The following is a 20,428-nucleotide window of genomic DNA, read 5'->3' on the forward strand; positions in this document are numbered from 1 at the left end:
CTAAGTAATACTCGAAGTCACAACGCTTTTTCCTCGCACTCATGATAAAGGTATTTAATTTTTACTTACCAGTTTCAACCCACTGTTTCAAAAAATTAGCGATCGTTTGTTGATATTTTTGAGGATCGTTGGATTGCGAGCCCACGTGGTCAACCCCCGGCACCTCGACACTTTCGCTTGGTATTTGTTTAGCTAACGCACTTTTGATTTCTGCCATCATTTCAACCGGTACGTAACGGTCTGCATCCCCATGAATCATTAAAACAGGGATCGTAATATTAGCAGCCTGGTGCGCAATATCAGCTTCTTTAAGAGAGTACCCGCCAGTTAGCCGCGTCATGAGGCTCACAAAAGTACTGAGAAACGGCGGCATAAAGTAATAGTGCCCCAAGCGGTAGCTAAATTCCTTTTGGGCGGAACTAAACCCGCTGTCTTCAATAACAGCTTTAACATTATCCGGCAAATCTGATTCACCAGCAGTGGCTAAGACAGTTGCGGCACCCATACTAATACCGAAAAGGACGATTTTCTGCGGTGTTTTACTTCGTGAATTAATTTCTGCAATCCACTTTATATAATCACGCCGATCTAGCCAGCCAAAACCGACAATATTCCCATCGCTAATTCCGTGGCCACGCGCATCCGGCATTAAGACGTTGTACCCTAAATCACGAAAGAGCTTGGCATACGGGATCATTTGCTCGTGTGCATGGTGATACCCATGGGCTAAAATCACCGTTTTATCACTATTTTCATTTGCCAGATAAGTTGCTGCTAAGTGAATCCCATCTTCTGCGCGAATAAACCAAGTTTGTTTGACCAGCTGGGTGTACCACTTATAGCTATCTGGTGTGTTATCTTTGTCCCGTGCATCACGGACGGCACGCCGTTTTCGCGAATCAGAGTTCCTAATTCCCATCTGATAGCTTACGAGACTGCTCACCGCTAAACTGGCAACAAGTCCACCTAATGTTAAGCCAGCAACCTTTAAAATTTTCTTTGCGCGCACGTCACCATCTCCTTCATATTAACGTTATCTATTTCTTGAGCATCCGTTCATTTCAGTGGTTGATCAAATTCATTATATCTTATAGCAATGACGAAAGCATAAATAAAACCCAATTGATTGAATCCGCTACCAATTCATTGTAACAAATAAAAAGACCCCCTGGCAAAAGGAGTCTAATTTTAAAAAAACTAAAATTTTTGAATTGGGTATTTCGTTGCAATCCTGACTAGCTACAGTTTCACAATACCAATTAACATACCCTTATTTTTTATATTTAACTATTTTTTTCTAGATGATGACTTTATCATTGATTCTCTAGTAAAGAAGCCTCGTAATTCCCCCAGGAAACTATTGGTTACCCCTACTACTTTTTGAAGTTCACTTAACATAAATAACTTGAAAATCAGATTTGTTAATCGTAAAAATGAACACTGTCATTAACTAGTCGTACTTGTCATTAGCCAATCTTCTTGCGGTAGAATTCATCTAAAATAAGAAGCTTTCGACCAAACGACCGCTGGTTTCTGGTTAAGCGCCTCACCAGATCTTTTCATCCGTGTTTCAATTAAGCTAAATTAGTTTTGTCCGTAGACAAAAGCCACTTTTTTTATTTTTGAATTTCTTCTTCTGGTATTTTGCGGTATACTATTTAAGTAAACTTTTTTGGGCCCTTAGCTCAGCTGGGAGAGCGCTTGCTTCGCATGCAAGAGGTCGACGGTTCAAATCCGTTAGGGTCCATTGATACAAAAGACTGATACCGCTAAGCAAATTGTTGCCTGCGGTATCAGTCTTTTTTAGTCACACGCTAAGTAATCTATTTTTCTTATGCACCCGTAAACGTTTAAAAGACTGCCACAATAACATTTAAACACATTTAATTTATATTAAGTTTTCATTGGAATTTGTTATTAGCCCTGCAAATATGGTAAATTTTTAGTATTCATTTAAGGAGGTGCGCCATGCTTCTCTCAATTATCATTCTCGTACTACTATTATGGAAATTTATCAGCGGCCTGCATAAAGGGCTGGTGGTTGAACTTCTTTACACATTAGGCTATTTTATCGTCTTCATTTTTGCTAAAATCTTCTGTAATCCTTTGGCCTCATTTCTATCAACCAGCTTCAGCCAGGGACAAAGCTCCACAGCAAATACAGCGGTTATGAGTTCCGTTTCCTTTGTAATTTTGATGGCCATTGGTTGGTTACTGATTCGTCTGATCGCGCGCTGGTCACGACTAATTACATGGATTCCAGTCATTAAACAGGTTAACAGTCTTGCCGGTGGCATTGTCAGTTTGATCATCGCTTATTTTGTCATCTTCATTCTGTTAAGTGTCAGCCAATTTTTCCCTAATGATGCTTACCAAGTCCAACTGGCAGATTCACAAGTTGCGCAATTTATGATCAAAAAAACGCCTGGAATTTCTGCCGATATACTCAGTAAATATATTTTAAATACAAATGAAACTCCTAATTCGGGCACTATTTCAAACGAGGAAAGTTAACTATGAATTATCGTTTAATAAAAAAATATATCGCCTCTCATTTAGCAACCCCCACCGCGTCCTTAACGGAGGTGCACGAACCACTTGCCGGGATTTTGTTTAAAGATGGGGATAACAGCTCCTTTTTCTATCCTGATCCACAAAATGAAACTATTTTCTTCGAGCAGTACGGTGAGTTACGCTACAAACACGAATATAATGCCGTGACCCACAATTTTAAATCTATAAAAATCTAATTAAAAAAACGATCAATGACCCTTTTCTTTAAAGTTAATTGATCGTTTTCTTTCTAATAGAAACTTGGTTTGTCACCGTCCGTATGCGGTTTGTTTAACCCGACTGAGGTTCGCACATCTTTGGTCGGGTTTTGAAGCAATTTCACGACATAATCAGCCACCGATTGCCGAGAAACCTCCGTTCCCTTCATGGCATCGTGACGGCCGGTTGTTTCATAATCCACTTCATTCTTATCAGTTAACCAGTTTGGTCGCACGATTGTGTAATCTAAGTCTGAAGCCTCAATCTCTTCCGCAGCCTTACTTTGCGTTGGGAGATAACCACTAGGATTCAGCATTTGTTTATTCCATTCACCAAACTTACCGGGAACCTCATTAAAAACACCCAGCGTTGAAATCCAAATCAAACGCTTTAAGCCCGCCGTATGCATTGCTTTAACAATATGAGGAACCATCTGATCGGTGTTATCGGGTCCAAGATTGGCGTAAACAATATCTTGTCCTTTTAAAGCAGCTGTCAATTCCGTTTCGTTGTTGACATCCCCCACCACAATCGTTTCACGTTTTTCATTCACATCCGTCAGCTTCTTGGGATGACGAACAAACAATGTTAATTGATCGTCAGTTTCCGAAATCAGTTGTTTGGCTGCCAAACGAGCAATATGGCCCGCTGCGCCTAATATAATAACTTTACGCATTTCACAAAACCCCTTTTCTTGTTTTCAACTGTAATTATAATACTTACAGTTTGAGACGCAACTGTTTACACTTCAGTAAAAAAACTTGGCTAAGCAGTAAAATTGACCCATACTTAGGAACTAAGATACAATTTATATAGATCATAAGGAGGTAATGTGTAATGGCAAAAGCAAATGACAAGTTCGACGCTTTAAAAGATAAAGCGGCAGGTAAAACAAAAGAAACTGCAGGCAAAGCCACCAACGACGAATCCACCGAATTGAAAGGAAAAGCCCAAAAGAAAAAGGGTGATCTTAAAGATAAAGCGGCGGATTTAAAAGATAAGGCTGCCGAAAAGATCAACGAAATGTTAGACCGTGACGACGATGAAAAGTAAATAAAACAAAAGAGGAATTTAACTGCAATTGTAGTTAAATTCCTCTTTTTTAATGACAATCCTCGGGTTTTGCGCTAGAATTAGGCTTTAAAATTTACGAGGGAAGTGACATTTGTGACTGTGGCTTATTTACGCAAAACAACCACCCAAGATTTACCTAGTGTAGTTAAAATCATTGATTCTGCAAAAGCCTTTTTAAAAGCTCAAAACATCAATCAGTGGCAAGACGGCTATCCGCAAGCTGCCGATCTCCAAAGCGATATTCAAAACCACATTAGCTATGTGCTGATCATAAATGGCCAGGTTGCCGGTACAGCCGCTCTAATGCCTGACCATGATCCTAATTACGACGTTATCCAAAAGGGAAACTGGGTCGGGCCTGAGGACGCAAAATATACGGTTATTCATCGAATCGCGATGTCGCCCGATTTCCGTGGCCAGCACCTAGCTGCAAAAATGATTTCTGGCCTTTTAACCCTTTCTAGTCAGTTAGGTTACGATCAGATTCGGATTGATACGCATCCTGATAATAAACTCATGCAGCATTTAATTATCAACAGTGGCTTTACATATCGGGGAGTTGTGCTCATGGATCACAATCCCGAAGAAACTCGCTTAGCCTACCAACTCTTCTTAGCCTAGAATTAATTTACCGCGACCATTTTTCCTATCGATAATAAATACAAATAACGTTCCTCAACGGGGTGCTTTAAAATATCTGTTAGTGCTGCGGCGTATAAGTTTACTTGGCCCGCATAGCGCTTAATGATGTTTTGCACGCCGTTTTTTGGACTTCCGGGTTGCACAAAATCGGTTTTGTAATCAAACAAAATCGCCCGATCAGCCAGTTCGATATAGCCATCAATAATTCCGTGAATCAGAATTTGTGTTTCCTCAGTATCAGAGAAATCTTTGAATCCGCTAAATAACTGTTTTGCCGGCATTAAAAGCGAAAATGGCACTTCGCGATGAACACGGTCAGGATTGGCTAGCAATAATTTTCCTAAGGCGGAGTCGAAAAATTTCATAATTTGCGCCACATCAACTAACGCTGCGACTTCAGGGGCAATGACTCTACTTTGAACTAATTTTTCGATCAAAGTCTGAATGCTTTCTGCCGTGGGCGAAACAGTCAACGGCATTTCTTGCAAAATTAAGTGAGTCGCGGTTCCAATATCAGTTGGTTTGGGCTTCACCGTTGTCTGCAAGAACTTTGGCGTCGTTAATTCATTTGAGACATAGCGACTTTGCAGTTTTAAGGTTTGATCCGGTTCTACGTGAGAAAGGGACATCTCCAAACTGTCCGGATCATCAAACAAGCGTTTAACTTCAGATACTGACTGATAGGCTGTCGTTGTAGTAGCAACTTGATGCGGATACTTGAAGTTCAGCACTTGATTTATTGCCTCTTTATTCAAAGCTGTTCCGTTAACTGCTGCAGCTGCCTTATCGAATTCCGAAAACCAATCTTTCTGTTCACCTTCAGGACGTGCGGCATCTTCGTTTTGAAGTTCAGATTTGGTTTGAAAGTGAATTTCAAATTGGGTCGGATCGTCATGCAAATCTGCCAGTGGTAAAACAGTTTCACTTGCTTGATCAAACCGAGGATGCCGAATCAAGGCTTCACCGATCCAATCTAAGAAATTATTCGTATCGAGCCGCGTGGCTTCGGTCAGCAGAAGTTGATTACTTCGTTGTGCCGTCTCCCATTTTTTGAGCAAACTTTCTTTTGAATCGCAGGCCCCCACAATAATGAGTCTCTGCTGAGCTCGAGTTAAAGCTACGTACAGTTGACGCATTTCTTCAGCTAGGCTGTTTCGTTTCACCTGATCTAAAATAGCCATCTTCTGTGGTGTATCAATTTGTAATCTACTTTCTGGATCCAGATAGGTAATACCAATCCCGGCTTTAGAATCCAAAATATATTTACCCTTTTGAGAATCCGTGTTGAACTTGTGCGATGCATCCATCAAGAACACAACCGGAAACTCCAGACCTTTACTGCCATGAATTGTCATCACCTGGACTGCTTCTTCATCACTGTTTACAGGAACTTCCGCTAAATCTTTACTGCGTTTTTGCATCCGTTCAATGAAACGTACAAATTGAAAAAGTCCTTTGAAGCTGCTCTGTTCATAGCTGCGGGCACGATCATATAATGCATTTAAATTTGCCTGTCGTTGCTGACCAGCCGGCATTCCACCGACATAATCCAAGAACCCTGTTTCTTCATAAATCGTCCAAATTAGGGTTGCCAATTGATTTTGATGGGCAATATCTTGAAAATGATGTAATTGTGCTAAGAATCGGCTAATCTTTTGAAACACCGTGCCCTGAAAATCATTGCCCTCCCCTGCATCAAAGTGATCATAAAAATCTGTCACAGCTTGAAAATAGTTTCCTGTTCGATTGTTGATACGCAAAAAGGCCAACTCGTTTTCATCGAGACCCACAATTGGGGAGCGCAAAACCGCTGCCAACGGAATGTCTTGATAAGGATTATCAATAATTTTTAACAAGGACATCATAATGGCAATTTCAGTTGTTTGAAAATAATTTTGGGCATCATTAACCACAACGGGAATACCCATCCGTTTAAATAATGCGACAATCGTTAAGTTGTTTTTGCGCGTTGGTGTCAAAAGCACAATATCCCCATAAGTCAGCAAACGTTGTGTTTTTGTTTCTCGATCAAAAATCTGAGTACCGTCTTCAATCAGTTGCTTGATTCGTTTACCTGCGACTGCGACCTGCCCTCGAGATTTATCATCAATTTCAAAAGTCCCCGGCTTTACCTCCGCGCTTTGCTTTTCAGCAGAATCCGCATCATCATAAATGAGAATTTCGGTCTTTTTGGAAGCATTATCCGGATAATATTTTGCTCCATAAACCAGCTTGGCACTTTCATCATACGGAATCTCACCGACTTTGCGATCCATTAATTGCTCAAAAATTAGGTTTGTAAAATGATCCACGTTTTCAACGGAACGGAAATTTTGCGACAAAATAATTCGTTCATCAGGGACATCTTCGGCTTGATAGGCACGATCTTTACTAATAAACAGATGCGGGTCTGCCAGTCGAAATGCATAGATGGATTGTTTAACATCACCTACCATAAACATATTTCCAGGCTGGGCTTTAGTGACACTAGTTAAAATAGCTTCTTGTAAAGGGTTAATATCCTGATATTCATCAACGATAATTTCTTCAAATTGATTCTGGTAAGCTTTGCGAGCTGCGTGTGATTCTGGAGTATCAGTCGTCAGAATTTGCATAGCAAAATGCTCTAGGTCACTAAAATCAAGTATTTGTCGATGCCGTTTTTCTTTTGCATATGCATCTTTAAACGCTTTTGTAACCCGGCAGAGCTCTTCAATCAAAGCTTCCGAGTGAGCTAAAACGTCAGTAAGGTGGGCTTTATCCAAACTAAAATATTTTTGGGCCAACGTTTGTAGTTTGATCTTGTAACCATCTTTATTCTTCGAATCACCACGCGCTTCTTTGACATGTGCCTTAAAGTTCTTAACCTCATCATTACGTTTACCACCTAGCACCTTGCCAAAGTCGAGGCTTTGCAATTTTCCCCGCAAAACGTCCCAATCTGTCAAACCATCGTTTATGATCTCTTGAATTTGGGCCACATCTGCATCAATCACCGTTTGAAACTTGCTCAGGTTTTCGGGGTCATTTTGAATCATCGTCTGCAAACTTTGTGCCGCTTCCAGACTATTTTCGAGTTGGGCTTTTACAGCTGGTAAAATTTGGTTTTTGTAAAACGCCGTTTCGTCCAGATCTGATTCAACATGATATTTTTGGGGCAGTGCGGCTAGCCAGGCATCAGGATCCGAAGTGGCATTGGCAAAATCATACAAACGAAACATTAAATCGGCAAAGCCATCATCACTGCGGTCATTAGAAAAATTGGCTGTTAATTGAGCAAAAATTTCACCATCACTTTCGTAAAGATTTTCACGTAACTCCTCCCAAACCTCTTCACGTAACAAAATCCCTTCCGTTTCATCCGTTAATATACGAAAAATTGGATCCAAATCAATCACATAGTAATAGCGACGAATAATGGCTAAACAAAATGCATGAATGGTACTAATATTGGCTGTATTTAACTTAGTGAGTTGGGCGACTAAATGCCGGCGCTGTTCGGTTTGAGTTTCAATTCTTATCTGCTTATTAATGGCAGCTTGGATACGATCACGCATCTCTTTAGCAGCCGCATCGGTAAACGTCACAACAAGTAGTTTATCAACATCTGTGCCGTTCAAGATCTTTTGAATGACACGTTCAACTAACACCGACGTTTTCCCCGAGCCAGCTGATGCAGAAACTAAGACATTATGGCCACTGTGACTGATTGCACGCTGCTGATCGGGGGTAAAGTTAGTTTTGCTCATGGTCGTTATCCTCCTCCTTTAATAATTCCAATACCTCTTTTGCACTCAAATTGGCTAGTTTATGATAATTGTTTTCCGGTAGCATCTCATCAAATTGCATAATCGCCTTGTAAGGCGAATACTGCAAAGCAGTGTGGGTGTCGGGCCAACGCGCAGGATTTAACTGGACTTCACCAGCAAAAATTCGCCGTGTAGCTGCAATAATCTTTTGTTCAGCGTGTCTAATCAGTCGTTCCAAATCCTCACGCGTGACAATTCGATTATCATATGAAGTGTATTTGCCCGCCTTTGTCTTTTTGAACGGATAAATTAGTGAGCTCCCCGAATCGAGATTCACATCCAGGTTTTCCAAAAGATCAGGATCACTTAACAGAATGCCCTTATACTTCGTCTTCTTCAGTAGTTCCTTTTGGATGTTTTCTTGTGACATGGCTTTCAACTTGTTGACATTAACAGTGGGGTTTTGCAAATGAACATACAAAGCACCCGACAGCCGTGGCGATTTGGCCTGCTGATCAATGAGCGAAATGTTTTGTTTAAGCGCATCAATGTACGTCAACATTTGCATTGCCAGGCCATAATACACATCCCGGAAATTAAAATCATGGGCACTCGACTTGTAATCGACAACCCCAAAATATTTTCGTTTTTGCCCATTTTCTGAAGTTAAATTAAGTTCATCGATACGGTCTATTTTACCGCGAACCCGGACTTTTTGATTTGGTGAAACCTGAAAGTCGAGGGAATGCAGACCTACTTCAGATCCCACTTGACCAAACAGAACTTCTGTTTTGATTGGTCGCATTTTAGAATTTGTACTCTGTAACATTAAAATTTTCAACATTTGTTTCAAGGTCTCGTTGAGTTGATGATTAATGTAGTGCATCCGATTTGAACTGCCCAAAATTTCAAATTGCGGTTGCGTCTTGATTTGATCCACAACCTGTTCTAAAAGTTGTGTCATTTCTTGATCTGAAAGTTTCCCCATATCTAAGTGGTTTTGGTTCACTAATTTTACAAATTGGTCCAGCGCCATATGGAAGTAATCACCCGTACTTGCTGGCGAAAGCTCGAAAACATCGCGTTCTTGTAATTTTAACCCATACTTGAGGAAATACGCATATTCATTTTGGTAGAATTCTTCGAGTTTTGAAATCGACGTATTAATTGTATTTCCATACAGTTCGCTGACAATCTTCGGTTTCAATTTAACCGGCACATTCTGATAATTTAAACTTTGGAAAACACGGCTGGTCAGTGCCGCCAATTGTGCATCTTGTTTGAGTAGCTGATAAATATACAACCATTCCGGTGCCACCATTTTTTGGATATTTTTCCCGTCCCGACTAACCTGCAAAAGATGACTTAAGGTACTTCTTTTCGATCCCAAAAATGGTTGCACAGATGCCTCATCGACCCGTGGCCGGTCGAAGTAACGTTCAATTTCAATTTGAAAATGTTTTTGAATTTCTTCTACGTATGGGGAAAGCTTTTGTTCTCCACCAGTAGCATCAGTACTTGCAAACGAAAAACAGATCGTTTGGCATCCCGATAAAAAGGCTACATAGTTTAAATAACGCTCAAAGCGGGCTTGTTCGCTGACATTATTAGAAAAAAATTGTTCTTCATTTAATACAGGTTGCAACTTTTCACAATCGTCATCGGTCAAAATCCCCTGATCAGTGAAGCGCTCCGGCATAACAGTATCAGTTGCCCCAATAATAAAGGTGTATTTGCGATTATTCATCTGGGCCATGCCGGTTTCCGAAACCATCACTTGATCCAAGGTGGATGGAATTAGAGAGTAGGTTGCGCCTTCAAATCCTGCATCGAGTAAAGCCGTAAAATTAGCAACCGTAAATTCACGATCACCCAGGATAGCGACGTACTCATCCAGCATATCGCAGAACGTCTGCCAGGTTTGTTCTGGTTGAGCGCCCTTGGCAAGATCACCAGCAGCAATGGCTTCATCCCGCCACGCCTTCAAACGCTGTGTCACCCCCTGGTCAATTAAAAACTGATAAAGCAAAGTTACGGCTTGTTTCCCTGTTTGGGCTTGATCTAGTGCTTTAAAAAATGGCGGCAGAATTTCACGGACATAGTTGCGAATAATATTGATTTGCTGGCTAATTGCAATATCCTTATCTGTTTGCATACCAAAATCGCTGTTATTAAAGCGTAGATATTGCCAGTCCTCCTTTTGAAGCCATTTTTTCCCCTCGTAACCATTTTTTAAAATAAGATTTTCGGTCAAATTTAAAGCTTGTCGAAAATCCTGAATGGCCATTGGCTGACCATCAATTGTAGGAATTAGTAATTCTGTTTTGAGCAGTTGCATCATATCCTGATAACGATAAAAATGTGCTTTAACTGCAAATAAAGCATCGATCAGCGCCACAAACGGATGATCCTTCATGGAAATCTGCAAGTCATTAAAATGCGGAATCTCGTATTCATTTAATACCGGATCTAAAACCGTTTCGTAAGTATCAAGATGACGCGTTAAGATCAAAAAGTCATGATAATGAATCTGAGGGTTAGCCGCAACAGTTTGTCTGATTTGCCGAGCAATCTGTTCGATTTCTGTCTGCCGGCTATCAGCTTGCAAAATTCGAACATTTTGCGGATCTTGTAAAGTCTCTGGCTTTGTAGGTTCCATATTAGTAGACTGAATCCAAAAGTCCTCCAGCTGCGTTAAGTCTCTTGATACCCGAGATTGCTGCGTGAACGTATCTGTTTGAATTGGGACGTGATTTTGCTTAGCAAACTGATACAACTGAAAATATGTTTTTCCGGCTTCGTAAAACAGATCAGTCGTTTCTGGAAGCGCATCGTAATGTGGTTTATCCAAAGTTAAACTGACAATGACAGCTTTTGCCTGCTTGATTAAAACTTGAACTAACTTCATTTCTTGAGCTGAAAAAGTTGAAAAGCCGTCCAAAAAAAAGACCATTTGACTTAAGTCCTGTTCGGCTAAATATTCACAAAGGGCACGCATCAACGTATTACTATCTACATAATTTCCGAGCATTTCTTCTTCAAAGGCTGTGTAAATGATCGCCAAATCATGCATTTTAGCTGTTAAATCAATGGTTGCGTCCTCATTACCATTAATTTCTTGAGTCATTTTTTCAAAGTCTTCCGCGGAAATTCTTCCCTTTTGAAGTTCATCAAATTGGCTGGCCAGTTGCTGAATAAAGCCCGTTTGGGTTTGTTCACCATTAAAAACAGTCAGCTCATCTTGGTGTTCCAAAATAATGCGATCAATTAACATCCCCACTCCTGCTTTACTAAGCCGTGGAATTTGATAGACCGGTTCGTTTTTCATAAAATACCAGGCAAGACGAGAAAATGAAAAGACCTGCAATTGATTTTGGGCATAAGTCGTTGCTGAACCCTGATGGCGCGCTCGCAAGGCATTTAAAACCGTTAATTCGGACTGAAACTTAATGTGATTAGGCACAATATAGTAAAGCCGCGTCTTCGTCCCTTCTTGAAGCACCCGATCCACCTCGTTGATCATGGTTTGCCGAGAATCACGACTTGCTTTGCCGAGAATAAATTTTACCGTCATAAGAACCTCCTATCAAAAAGATACGCACATATGTTCGTTTTATTTTTATTATACCTGTTTTTGAAAGGAATTTAACCACAAATTCCTAGTGAGGCGTTTTTGAAATGATCGCTTTGCATGACCATCATTAAAACCTGTGCTACCGCCTGTGGGCTCACTTTTTTGGCTTGTGCCATTGAATTTCCTTCTTTTACGAGCTGATAGGTTGTTTCATCTGTATCAGTTAACGGTGTGGGGCGCAAAATGGTATACGGAATTTCTGATTCGTCTACCAATTTTCCCGCATACTGCTGCTGTTTAATAAACTCTTCGCGATCATGCGAAACGGCCGTGATTTGTGCCACGGGGAACTCCCCATTCACACCCGCAGCGGAACAAAAGATAATCTTTTCAAGTTGGATCCCATTTTCTTCAATTGCATCCATAACCGCATCCAGGACATAATCGACATCCCAACCGCTAACGTTAATAATTAAAATGTCAGCGACCTGCAAATAGGGAGCCAGTTGCGATACATCCTGCAAATCCACTGCATGGACTTGATCACTAGCTACAGAGATCTGTGTCTTTTCTTCAATGAAGGTAAATTGCACTTCGGGAATCGCCTCAGATTGACACATTTTATAAAAAGCTTGCCCGATTTTACTATTTACGCCCATTACTAAAATCCGTTTCATTTGTTTCTCCTCATTTAATTGATGTTTCCATTATAAACCGTCCCGTACCAGCTATGCTATAATCAACTCAACTTGATAATGAGGAAGTGTTGGTGGTGGTTAAAAATACCCACGAACGGCAACGGTTAATTGCCCTTGATCATCAATACGTGGCACCAGCTGGCCGCGTAACCAAATTTGATTTAGTGGTTGATCATGCGAAAAACGCAACAGTTTGGGATGCAGATGGGAACAAGTATATTGACTTTTTAGCTAGTGCGTCGGCTGTTAACGTCGGTCATGGTAATCCCCATGTTGTACAGGCTATTCAGGAACAGGCTGCTAAATTAGTACACTATATTTCTGGTTATTTTTACCACGAACCGGCTATTCGTCTTGCTCAACAACTAGCTGAACTGGCCCCTGGTCAAACACCAAAAAAAGTTTCTTTCAGCACTTCTGGATCTGAGGCTGCGGAAGGAATCATCAAATTTGCCCGCAGCTACACAAAGCGCCCGATTATTTTATCTTTCCAGAACTCTTGGCACGGAACGACGTTAGGAGCTGCCAGCTTATCCGCTATTGATCCTAACATGCATAAAGCAATCGGACCGCTTGTCCCCGACATTTATCATTTGCCTTATCCAGATCCGCAAAAAAGAAATGCTGGCGAATCTCAAGAAGCTTTCGCGCAACGCTATTTGGCCTCTTTGCAGGACTTATTTGCCCATGATATTCCTGCTAGCGAAGTCGCAGCCATCCTCATTGAACCCATTCAAGGAGATGCTGGCATTATCATGCCCCCTGTGACCTACATGAAAGGCTTATATCAGCTTTGTCGAAAGAACGGCATCCTTTTTTGTACAGATGAAATCAATCAAGGATTCGGTCGTAGTGGTAAATATTGGGCAATTGATCACTTTGACTTGGAACCGGATCTAATGGCAGTGGGCAAATCGTTAGCCTCTGGTATGCCTCTTTCTGCTGTCATTGGAAAAGCAGAAATCATGGATACCTTAGCTTCACCGGCAAATGCCACGACCACAGCCGCTAATCCAATCTGCTGTGCGGCTGCCCTAGCCACTTTAAGTGAAATTGAAGCACAGCATTTACCAGAACGTTCGCTGCGATTGGGTAAAATCGCCCAAGCACTCTTTTTGCAGCTGCAACACGAATTTCCTGTTATCCGTGCCGTACGCATGGTTGGTTTAAATGGGGGAATTGATTTTGGCCCTAAACAAGCTGATTTAGTGGCAGCGCTTAGTAACTACTGCTTTGAACATGGTCTGATTGTGATTTCAACAATGGATCATATCTTACGTTTTCAGCCACCGCTAGTCATCACAGAAGAAGAACTACACCATGGCATTCAAATTATACGTTCCGGGCTGCAAAAGCTAGTTTAATTTAACTTCATCGCCTGCTTAAATTAATTTAAATTAAACTAAAAATCACTTATTATTTATTTTTTGGTGGTTGTTTATGCAAACAGCCTGTGTTAAACTTAGCGTCACAGAATTTAATAGCACTTACCTGTATAATGTCATAATATGGTTGATAAGTTTCTACCCGACACCTTAAATGTTGGACTATAGGCGATTAGTGTTTGCGATAAATTAACAATTCATTTATCTTAGACAATAGACGACTGACTTATGCAGGTCACAACAATAATGTTGTGACCTGTTTTACTTTATTATCTGCATTCATGCAGCTTCTAAGTGACAGAAAAGGAGAAGTTTATCTTGAAGTCTATTGAAGCAACATCCACACAAACGATTCCCACAATTTCACGTCCCAAAGCCGCTTTATTGGGCCTGCAACACCTGTTAGCGATGTATTCTGGTGATGTCTTAGTTCCTTTATTAATTGGTGGCTATCTGCATTTCAATGCTGCTCAAATGACTTACTTAGTTTCAATTGATATCTTCATGTGTGGGATTGCCACATTACTGCAATTAAAACGAACTGCGCTCACTGGAATTGGCTTGCCCGTGGTCCTTGGCTGTGCTGTTCAAGCCGTCCAACCTTTGCAAAATATCGGCGGAACTTTAGGTATTGGTGCCATGTATGGTGCCATCATGTGTGCGGGGCTCTTCGTATTCTTAATCAGTGGCCTCTTCTCTAAAATCAAAAATCTTTTTCCACCAGTCGTAACTGGTTCTCTAATTACCATCATTGGATTCACCCTAATTCCGGTTGCTTTCCAAAATTTGGGCGGCGGTACCGTAACTGCTAAGTCCTTTGGAAATCCGCAAAATCTAATCGTCGGATTTGTCACAGTTATTGTGATTGTTGCCGTCAATGTTTGGGGAAGGGGATTCTTACATTCTATTGCCATTCTCATTGGGATTCTTGCTGGGACATTATTAGCTGGTGCGATGGGCATGGTTTCGCTAAGCCCCGTTGCCCAAGCCAGCTGGTTTCATCTTCCCCAGCCGTTTTACTTTGGAACGCCGACCTTCCACGGTTCAGCTATCCTTACCATGATTATGGTTTCTTTAACCACCATGATTGAATCAACCGGTGTCTTCTTTGCCTTAAGTGACCTGACCGGTAAAAAACTGGATCAAGATGATTTAAAGCGTGGTTATCGCGCTGAGGGAATTGCTGCTATGCTGGGGGGGTTATTCAATACTTTCCCTTACTCGACTTTCTCCGAAAATGTTGGTGTTCTTCAGCTTTCCGGCGTCAAGACACGCAAACCAATTTATTATTCAGCCTTCTTCTTAATCCTGTTGGGTCTGTTACCAAAAGCGGGCGCCATTGCTACCATTATTCCCGATCCAGTGCTAGGCGGTGCTATGATTGTAATGTTCGGCATTGTGGGTGCGCAAGGGGTTAAGATTCTTCAACAAGTGAACTTTTCCGAAGATAAAAACATTTTGATCACGTCACTTTCCATCGGCATGGGCTTAGGTGTTACGGTTTATCCCCAAATTTTTCAATTTTTGCCAACCGCAGCAAGAATGTTATTAACCAACGGCATTGTCGTCGCTAGCATTGTTGCCGTCGTATTAAACCTACTTTTTAACGGTCTTCATGGCGAATCCCAACCCAAAAAATCAGCCACAAACTAATTCGTTTACAAAATAAAAAGTGTTTCAGCGCAGATTTCATTTCTGTGCTGAAACACTTTTTTTCTAAGTAAAATTAAAAAAATTAAACTACCTGACGATCAAAAGGATCTTTACTGATCCCTTTTTCAAGAATCGCTTTGGACCACTCTTTTGCTGAGAACAAGGAATGATCACGATAGTTCCCACAACTGTACTTGTCTGTTCCTTGAACATCTTTCCATTCAACCTTATCAGCAATTTCTTCTAAGGAGCTCTTTAATGCTTTGGCAACTTCTTCTGTAGAATGTTCACCCCAAGTAATCAAATGAAAACCTGTCCGGCAGCCGAATGGTGAGCAATCAATGACACCATCCAGACGATCGCGCAGTAAACCTGCTAATAAATGTTCAATAGTATGCAAACCTGCTGTTGGAATTGCATTTTCATTTGGTTGAACTAAACGCAAGTCGAAGTTTGAAATCTTATCGCCCTTTGCACCACTTTCAACTGTAATTAAACGAACATAAGGTGCCTTAACTTTTGTATGATCTAATGTAAAACTTTCAACTTTTGCCATAATTAAATTTCTCCTTTTGTTGTAAAAATCTGAAACCACTTTCTATTTTGCATCCAGATGACTTAATTTTCAAGGTGTGCGAGCCTCTTGCCAAATCGAAAACTAGTTTTTGCCCTTCAGTTTCAACACTTCACTCTTGGGTGTGCGTATTTTAGATGTGCTTTGTCGTCCAATTCAAAGTAAATACAAAATTACAGGATATTTCCTGTCGTTTTACTTACCGCCGTGCCGTTAAACAATTGAATCCTCTTTATAATTCAACTGCGCCGATTTGTTTCGCTTTTCTACTTATCATCACCGCAAACACCATCGCGCAACTCGCCGGATAACCCCACTCAAACAAATTGGGCAACCTGTCCTAACTGGCCTTCTTACTACCCAATAATTAAAGTCATCAATCAAGTGTATACAATCACGCGTTAATCCGTCAAACCAGCTCACACATTCGTACTAACCCGCCAACACTGTCATTAAATTTCATTGAATTTCACCTCTACCATTTGATATTTTGAGCAACTCACGTTTTTGCGCTTTAAGTTAGTAATTTTTTTACCATTTTGTCACCCGCTTTTACTCAACAAAAAAAGTTTCCGTTCCCAATCTTATAAAAGATTAGGGACGAAAACTTCGTGTTACCACCCAAATTTATGTCACCTTCACAAATGACACCTCAACGACACCGCTTGTTGTCTGGGATTATATCGTATCCTCACGTGATTAAAGCTTGCACCTTACTCATCAGCTCAGAGCTCATCTTCAATCCTTTCAATTGATCCCGTTTCACCAAGAGGGACTCTCTAGACAATCTATGGATTTACTCTTCTCTTCTTCGCGTCCGTATTTAATAATTGCATTCATTCTATCATCGAATTTTAATAAGTCAAGTCTTTAAATTTTATGCGGTATAATAGACTTAATTAGAATTTGCTCGTAACGCTTGCTATGAGCATGACTTTGGAGGAACTAATATGCCAGAAACATTAGATGATTTCATCTGCACATGGGCTAAAAATGGTGGACCCGAAATTCGAGCTTACCACAAAAACGAATGGTGCCAGCCTGCCCATGATGACCAGTACATTTTTGAAATGATGACGCTTGAAATCTTCCAGGCCGGTTTAAACTGGGAGCTGGTCTTGAAGAAACGCCCTGCCTTTCACAACGCATTTGCTGACTTTGACGTTACTAAGGTGGAGGCAATGACCTCAAAAGACGTTACACGCCTTTTGAATGATTCCACGATTATTCGTAATCGCCTTAAAATTCAAGATACAATCAGTAATGCGCAGGCCTTTCTCGCGATTCAAAATGAGTACGGCAGTTTTGCAAACTACATCTGGCAATTTGTAAATAATCGCCAGGTCAACAATCACATTCGTATTCCAGCTGAAATTCATGCCAAAACGCCCCTTTCAGAAAAAATCGCCAAGGATTTGAAAAAACACGGTTTTAAGTTCATGGGACCTACCATTACCTACTCGTTTATGCAGGCAATTGGCTTAGTTAACGATCACGAAATTAGTTGTATGGACAATCCGGGTTAACGCAAACTTACGGAGGAATAATAATGGCTTACACAAAATATAAAACGACATCGGCAAACGGTATTTTTTCTGGTGTTTATTTTATGGGCCGGTGGACGACAAAAACTATTCAAAACCAACCCACCATGTACACAACTAACCTCGGGGCCGCCGTTTTATTGATGACTAAAAATACTGATCATTTAAATTTACAACTGCTTAATACAACTGCCACTAATCGGTTTCAACCTGAAATTGCCGTCTTTATTGACGATCAACCCGAGGTGCGATTTAAGGTCAATGAAGTACCCGATGAACTTCAATTACAGTCAAATGCCCCGCACGTGGTACGCCTGGTGTTTGCCGGCAATTCAGACGCCGATGAGGTTTGGCTGCATCAACAAGGCCTCGCCATTAGTAAGATTACGATTAGTGATGGTGAGTTAACGGCCATCAAACCTGCCGGCAAGGCCATCACCTTTATTGGAGATTCAATTACGGCTGGCTGCTGGGTTAAGAGTCGGCATCCCGCAGCCGGTTACGCAGCAGAGTTAAATTATGCGGCGCAAACGGCACAAGCACTTAACGCGGAGGATATTCGCATTGCTTATAGTGCCGCTGGTTTGCTTCGTTATGGTACGGGTGGTGTCCCTGCTGCGCCGCGGTTTATTAACTACCTTGATTTCGAAACGAAAATGCCGTTGCCTTCAACCGACTTAATTGTCATTAACTTAGGGAGCAACGACCGGCAATTTTCTTCTGAGGTCATGCAGACACAGTACGTTAAATTTTTTAAAGCGCTGCGGCACTTGTCGCCAACCGCAACGCTCAACATTATGATTCCCTTTAACCAAAGCTTTGCGGCTGAACTACGTGTGATTGCCCACCAAAATCCTCAATTGAACTTAATTGAAACTAAAGATTGGCCAATCACCTATACCGATCAAGTCCATCCCGATTTAAGCGGTTCACAGCTGATTGCTAAGCGTTTAACCCAGGCTCTCACTAGTCATTACGGCCAGGCATATTTTGCCGTTTAATTCGAAATCAAAAAGTGTGTTGCAACGCCAAACTTCAAGCGGCGCAACACACTTTTTTTAATCAAATTCACTTTCAGTTTCGGAGACTAACTGCGTCTTTTCAGACGTCGTTGCCGTTGCAGTATGTTTTAGACCAACTCCCGTAAAGGCACTTAAAATCGAAAAGACGGGTGAGAGGAGACTAAAGAAGACAAATGGTAAGAAATGCAGTGTGGGAACACCGAGCGCGTTAGCCGCAAAGGCACCCGCAACGCCCCAAGGTACAAGGTAATTAATGACGGTTCCACCATCCTCTAACACCCGACTAAGCGCCAAATTAGCTAAGCCAGTATCAGAATAGGCCTTTTTAAACGCCTTCCCAGGTAAAATTACGGATAGGTATTGTTCACCAATAAAAAGATTTACACCAATCCCAGATAAAATAGTTGCAGTGACCATCTTTCCGTCCGAATTTAGCCGCTTTGCCAGAGGTGTCATAATGGCTTGAATCAACCCAAACTTCATGAGCAAACCGCCTAGAGATAGCGTTAAGACGATCAAAGAAACAGTTCCCATCATGCTGGCAATCCCGCCGCGTGTCAATAATGCATCGACACTGCTGTTACCTGTTTTTGAAACGAATCCTGATTCAATCACCGTGGCAATATTGCTGATTTGAGTTTGCGGATGTTCAACAAAGAGCATCACTACCGAAACAACGATGTTAATGAATAACGTTGGAATCGCAGGAATCTTTTTCCAAGCACAGAAGAACATCAAAAGAACTGGAATGACTGCCCAAATATTAACGCTAAAGTGGCTTTGCAAAACAGCGACGGTTTGATTAATCTTGCCCATGTCAGTTGAAGCTGTGGCGTGAAATCCCAAAATTGCATATAAGATAAGGGAACCGAAAAAGGCTGGAATTGTAGACCACATTAAATTTTTGATATGGCTGAACAAATCTACACCCGCCACCGCTGAGGCGAGATTGGTTGAGTCTGATAGCGGTGAGGATTTATCTCCAAAAATAGCTCCTGAAATAATGGCTCCAGCTACTAACGCGGGATTGACTCCCATCGTCATTCCCATCCCAAAGAAGGCAATGCCGACAGTTGAAATAATTGTAAAAGCCGATCCGATTGAGGTTCCTACCAGTGCACAAACCACAAACACGGAAGGCACAAACCATGCCGCACTAATCATATGAAAACCTAAAACCATCATTGAAGGGATAATCCCCGCGGCAATCCACGTACTAATTAAGGCCCCAACCAAAATAAAGATAAAAATGGGAATAATACCGGTTTGGATACCTTCCTTGATGCCATTATCTACGTCCTGCCAAGAAAAATGACGAAAACGTGCCCAGAAAGTCACCATAACTAAGACTAATAAAACTGGAACTTGGGGTGAAAGGCCGAATTTAATGACACCCAAACCCATTACAACCAACATCCCAACTAAGACAACCACTGCTTCTTTAAAACTTACCTTATTCTCCATATTGCACCTCGTTTTTTTAATCAATCCAGTTTCTTTTACCGTTTACGAAGCGCCAATAACGAGGCATCCCACCACAAGTCCGTTTAACCATTTCGACCACATCCTTTGCATCATTTCAATTTTGCCAATAAAAAAAGTCCCTGCTGTATTTGACTACAACAGGGACGATAAAACCGTGGTACCACCCAACTTGAGAGAATTCAAAAAAACCTCTCCACTCACTAGAAGGTAACGGCTCTAGTTATTATCCGTTCAATTGAAACTATTTCATGGTATT

15 protein-coding genes, 1 tRNA gene and 1 riboswitch are annotated in these 20,428 nt (G+C 41.2%); of the genes, 9 read left to right on the plus strand and 7 right to left on the minus strand.

Features of this window, described 5'->3' with window-relative positions; all coding sequences use genetic code 11:
- Positions 1–61: 61 nt before the first annotated feature.
- Positions 62–1,009, minus strand: coding sequence for an alpha/beta hydrolase (locus tag ACLJJ6_RS09845; RefSeq protein ID WP_412989275.1), 948 nt, complete (start codon positions 1,007–1,009; stop codon positions 62–64).
- 665 nt (positions 1,010–1,674) lie between these two features.
- Here ACLJJ6_RS09845 and ACLJJ6_RS09850 point away from each other — a divergent pair.
- The 3 genes from ACLJJ6_RS09850 to ACLJJ6_RS09860 all read left to right on the plus strand — a co-directional run bounded on the left by ACLJJ6_RS09850 (position 1,675) and on the right by ACLJJ6_RS09860 (position 2,750).
- A tRNA-Ala gene (locus ACLJJ6_RS09850) sits at positions 1,675–1,747 on the plus strand.
- A 221-nt stretch (positions 1,748–1,968) separates the two neighbouring features.
- Positions 1,969–2,514 (plus strand): CvpA family protein, encoded by a 546-nt coding sequence (locus ACLJJ6_RS09855; RefSeq protein ID WP_412989276.1) that lies wholly within the window; start codon positions 1,969–1,971, stop codon positions 2,512–2,514.
- 2 nt (positions 2,515–2,516) lie between these two features.
- Complete coding sequence (locus ACLJJ6_RS09860; RefSeq protein ID WP_412989277.1) at positions 2,517–2,750, plus strand: hypothetical protein; 234 nt, start codon at positions 2,517–2,519, stop codon at positions 2,748–2,750.
- 53 nt (positions 2,751–2,803) lie between these two features.
- On the opposite strand, the gene ACLJJ6_RS09865 is transcribed toward ACLJJ6_RS09860, so the two are convergent.
- Entirely contained in the window at positions 2,804–3,448 is a 645-nt protein-coding gene (locus ACLJJ6_RS09865) for an NAD(P)H-binding protein (RefSeq protein WP_412989278.1), read from the minus strand.
- A 161-nt stretch (positions 3,449–3,609) separates the two neighbouring features.
- Here ACLJJ6_RS09865 and ACLJJ6_RS09870 point away from each other — a divergent pair, with 161 nt between their 5' ends.
- Together ACLJJ6_RS09870 and ACLJJ6_RS09875 are read left to right on the plus strand one after the other, a co-directional pair.
- Complete coding sequence (locus tag ACLJJ6_RS09870; protein WP_412989279.1) at positions 3,610–3,825, plus strand: CsbD family protein; 216 nt, start codon at positions 3,610–3,612, stop codon at positions 3,823–3,825.
- 114 nt (positions 3,826–3,939) lie between these two features.
- Positions 3,940–4,467 (plus strand): GNAT family N-acetyltransferase, encoded by a 528-nt coding sequence (locus tag ACLJJ6_RS09875; RefSeq protein ID WP_412989280.1) that lies wholly within the window; start codon positions 3,940–3,942, stop codon positions 4,465–4,467.
- A 2-nt stretch (positions 4,468–4,469) separates the two neighbouring features.
- Here the strand turns inward: ACLJJ6_RS09875 and addA are convergent, their stop codons facing one another.
- The 3 genes from addA to ACLJJ6_RS09890 all read right to left on the minus strand — a co-directional run bounded on the left by addA (position 4,470) and on the right by ACLJJ6_RS09890 (position 12,488).
- Positions 4,470–8,237 carry a helicase-exonuclease AddAB subunit AddA gene (addA, locus tag ACLJJ6_RS09880; protein WP_412989281.1) on the minus strand — a complete coding sequence of 1,256 codons (3,768 nt, stop codon included), beginning with the start codon at positions 8,235–8,237 and terminating at the stop codon, positions 4,470–4,472.
- Positions 8,224–11,811 (minus strand): PD-(D/E)XK nuclease family protein, encoded by a 3,588-nt coding sequence (locus ACLJJ6_RS09885; RefSeq protein WP_412989282.1) that lies wholly within the window; start codon positions 11,809–11,811, stop codon positions 8,224–8,226. The genes addA and ACLJJ6_RS09885 overlap by 14 nt, the downstream gene beginning before the upstream one ends.
- A 71-nt stretch (positions 11,812–11,882) precedes the next feature.
- Positions 11,883–12,488, minus strand: a complete 606-nt coding sequence (locus ACLJJ6_RS09890) for an NAD(P)-binding oxidoreductase (RefSeq protein WP_412989283.1) — start codon at positions 12,486–12,488, stop codon at positions 11,883–11,885.
- A gap of 92 nt (positions 12,489–12,580) precedes the next feature.
- Between ACLJJ6_RS09890 and ACLJJ6_RS09895 the strand changes: the two genes are divergently transcribed.
- Positions 12,581–13,873 (plus strand): aminotransferase class III-fold pyridoxal phosphate-dependent enzyme, encoded by a 1,293-nt coding sequence (locus ACLJJ6_RS09895; RefSeq protein WP_412989284.1) that lies wholly within the window; start codon positions 12,581–12,583, stop codon positions 13,871–13,873.
- A gap of 107 nt (positions 13,874–13,980) precedes the next feature.
- Positions 13,981–14,079, plus strand: a riboswitch (purine riboswitch).
- 142 nt (positions 14,080–14,221) lie between these two features.
- Positions 14,222–15,547 carry a nucleobase:cation symporter-2 family protein gene (locus ACLJJ6_RS09900; RefSeq protein ID WP_412990469.1) on the plus strand — a complete coding sequence of 442 codons (1,326 nt, stop codon included), beginning with the start codon at positions 14,222–14,224 and terminating at the stop codon, positions 15,545–15,547.
- Between the two features lie 82 nt (positions 15,548–15,629).
- On the opposite strand, the gene ACLJJ6_RS09905 is transcribed toward ACLJJ6_RS09900, so the two are convergent.
- Complete coding sequence (locus ACLJJ6_RS09905) at positions 15,630–16,103, minus strand: S-ribosylhomocysteine lyase (protein WP_412989285.1); 474 nt, start codon at positions 16,101–16,103, stop codon at positions 15,630–15,632.
- 968 nt (positions 16,104–17,071) lie between these two features.
- Between ACLJJ6_RS09905 and ACLJJ6_RS09910 the strand changes: the two genes are divergently transcribed.
- Together ACLJJ6_RS09910 and ACLJJ6_RS09915 are read left to right on the plus strand one after the other, a co-directional pair.
- A complete protein-coding gene (locus ACLJJ6_RS09910; protein WP_412989286.1) occupies positions 17,072–17,647 on the plus strand; it encodes a DNA-3-methyladenine glycosylase I in 576 nt (191 codons plus the stop codon).
- A 23-nt stretch (positions 17,648–17,670) separates the two neighbouring features.
- Positions 17,671–18,666 carry an SGNH/GDSL hydrolase family protein gene (locus ACLJJ6_RS09915; RefSeq protein ID WP_412989287.1) on the plus strand — a complete coding sequence of 332 codons (996 nt, stop codon included), beginning with the start codon at positions 17,671–17,673 and terminating at the stop codon, positions 18,664–18,666.
- A gap of 57 nt (positions 18,667–18,723) precedes the next feature.
- On the opposite strand, the gene nhaC is transcribed toward ACLJJ6_RS09915, so the two are convergent.
- Positions 18,724–20,151 (minus strand): Na+/H+ antiporter NhaC, encoded by a 1,428-nt coding sequence (gene nhaC, locus ACLJJ6_RS09920; protein ID WP_412989288.1) that lies wholly within the window; start codon positions 20,149–20,151, stop codon positions 18,724–18,726.
- Between the last annotated feature and the right edge of the window lie 277 nt (positions 20,152–20,428).

This window comes from Pediococcus siamensis, from assembly GCF_047220215.1.
In the GTDB taxonomy this organism is placed as follows: Bacteria; Bacillota; Bacilli; order Lactobacillales; family Lactobacillaceae; genus Pediococcus; species Pediococcus siamensis.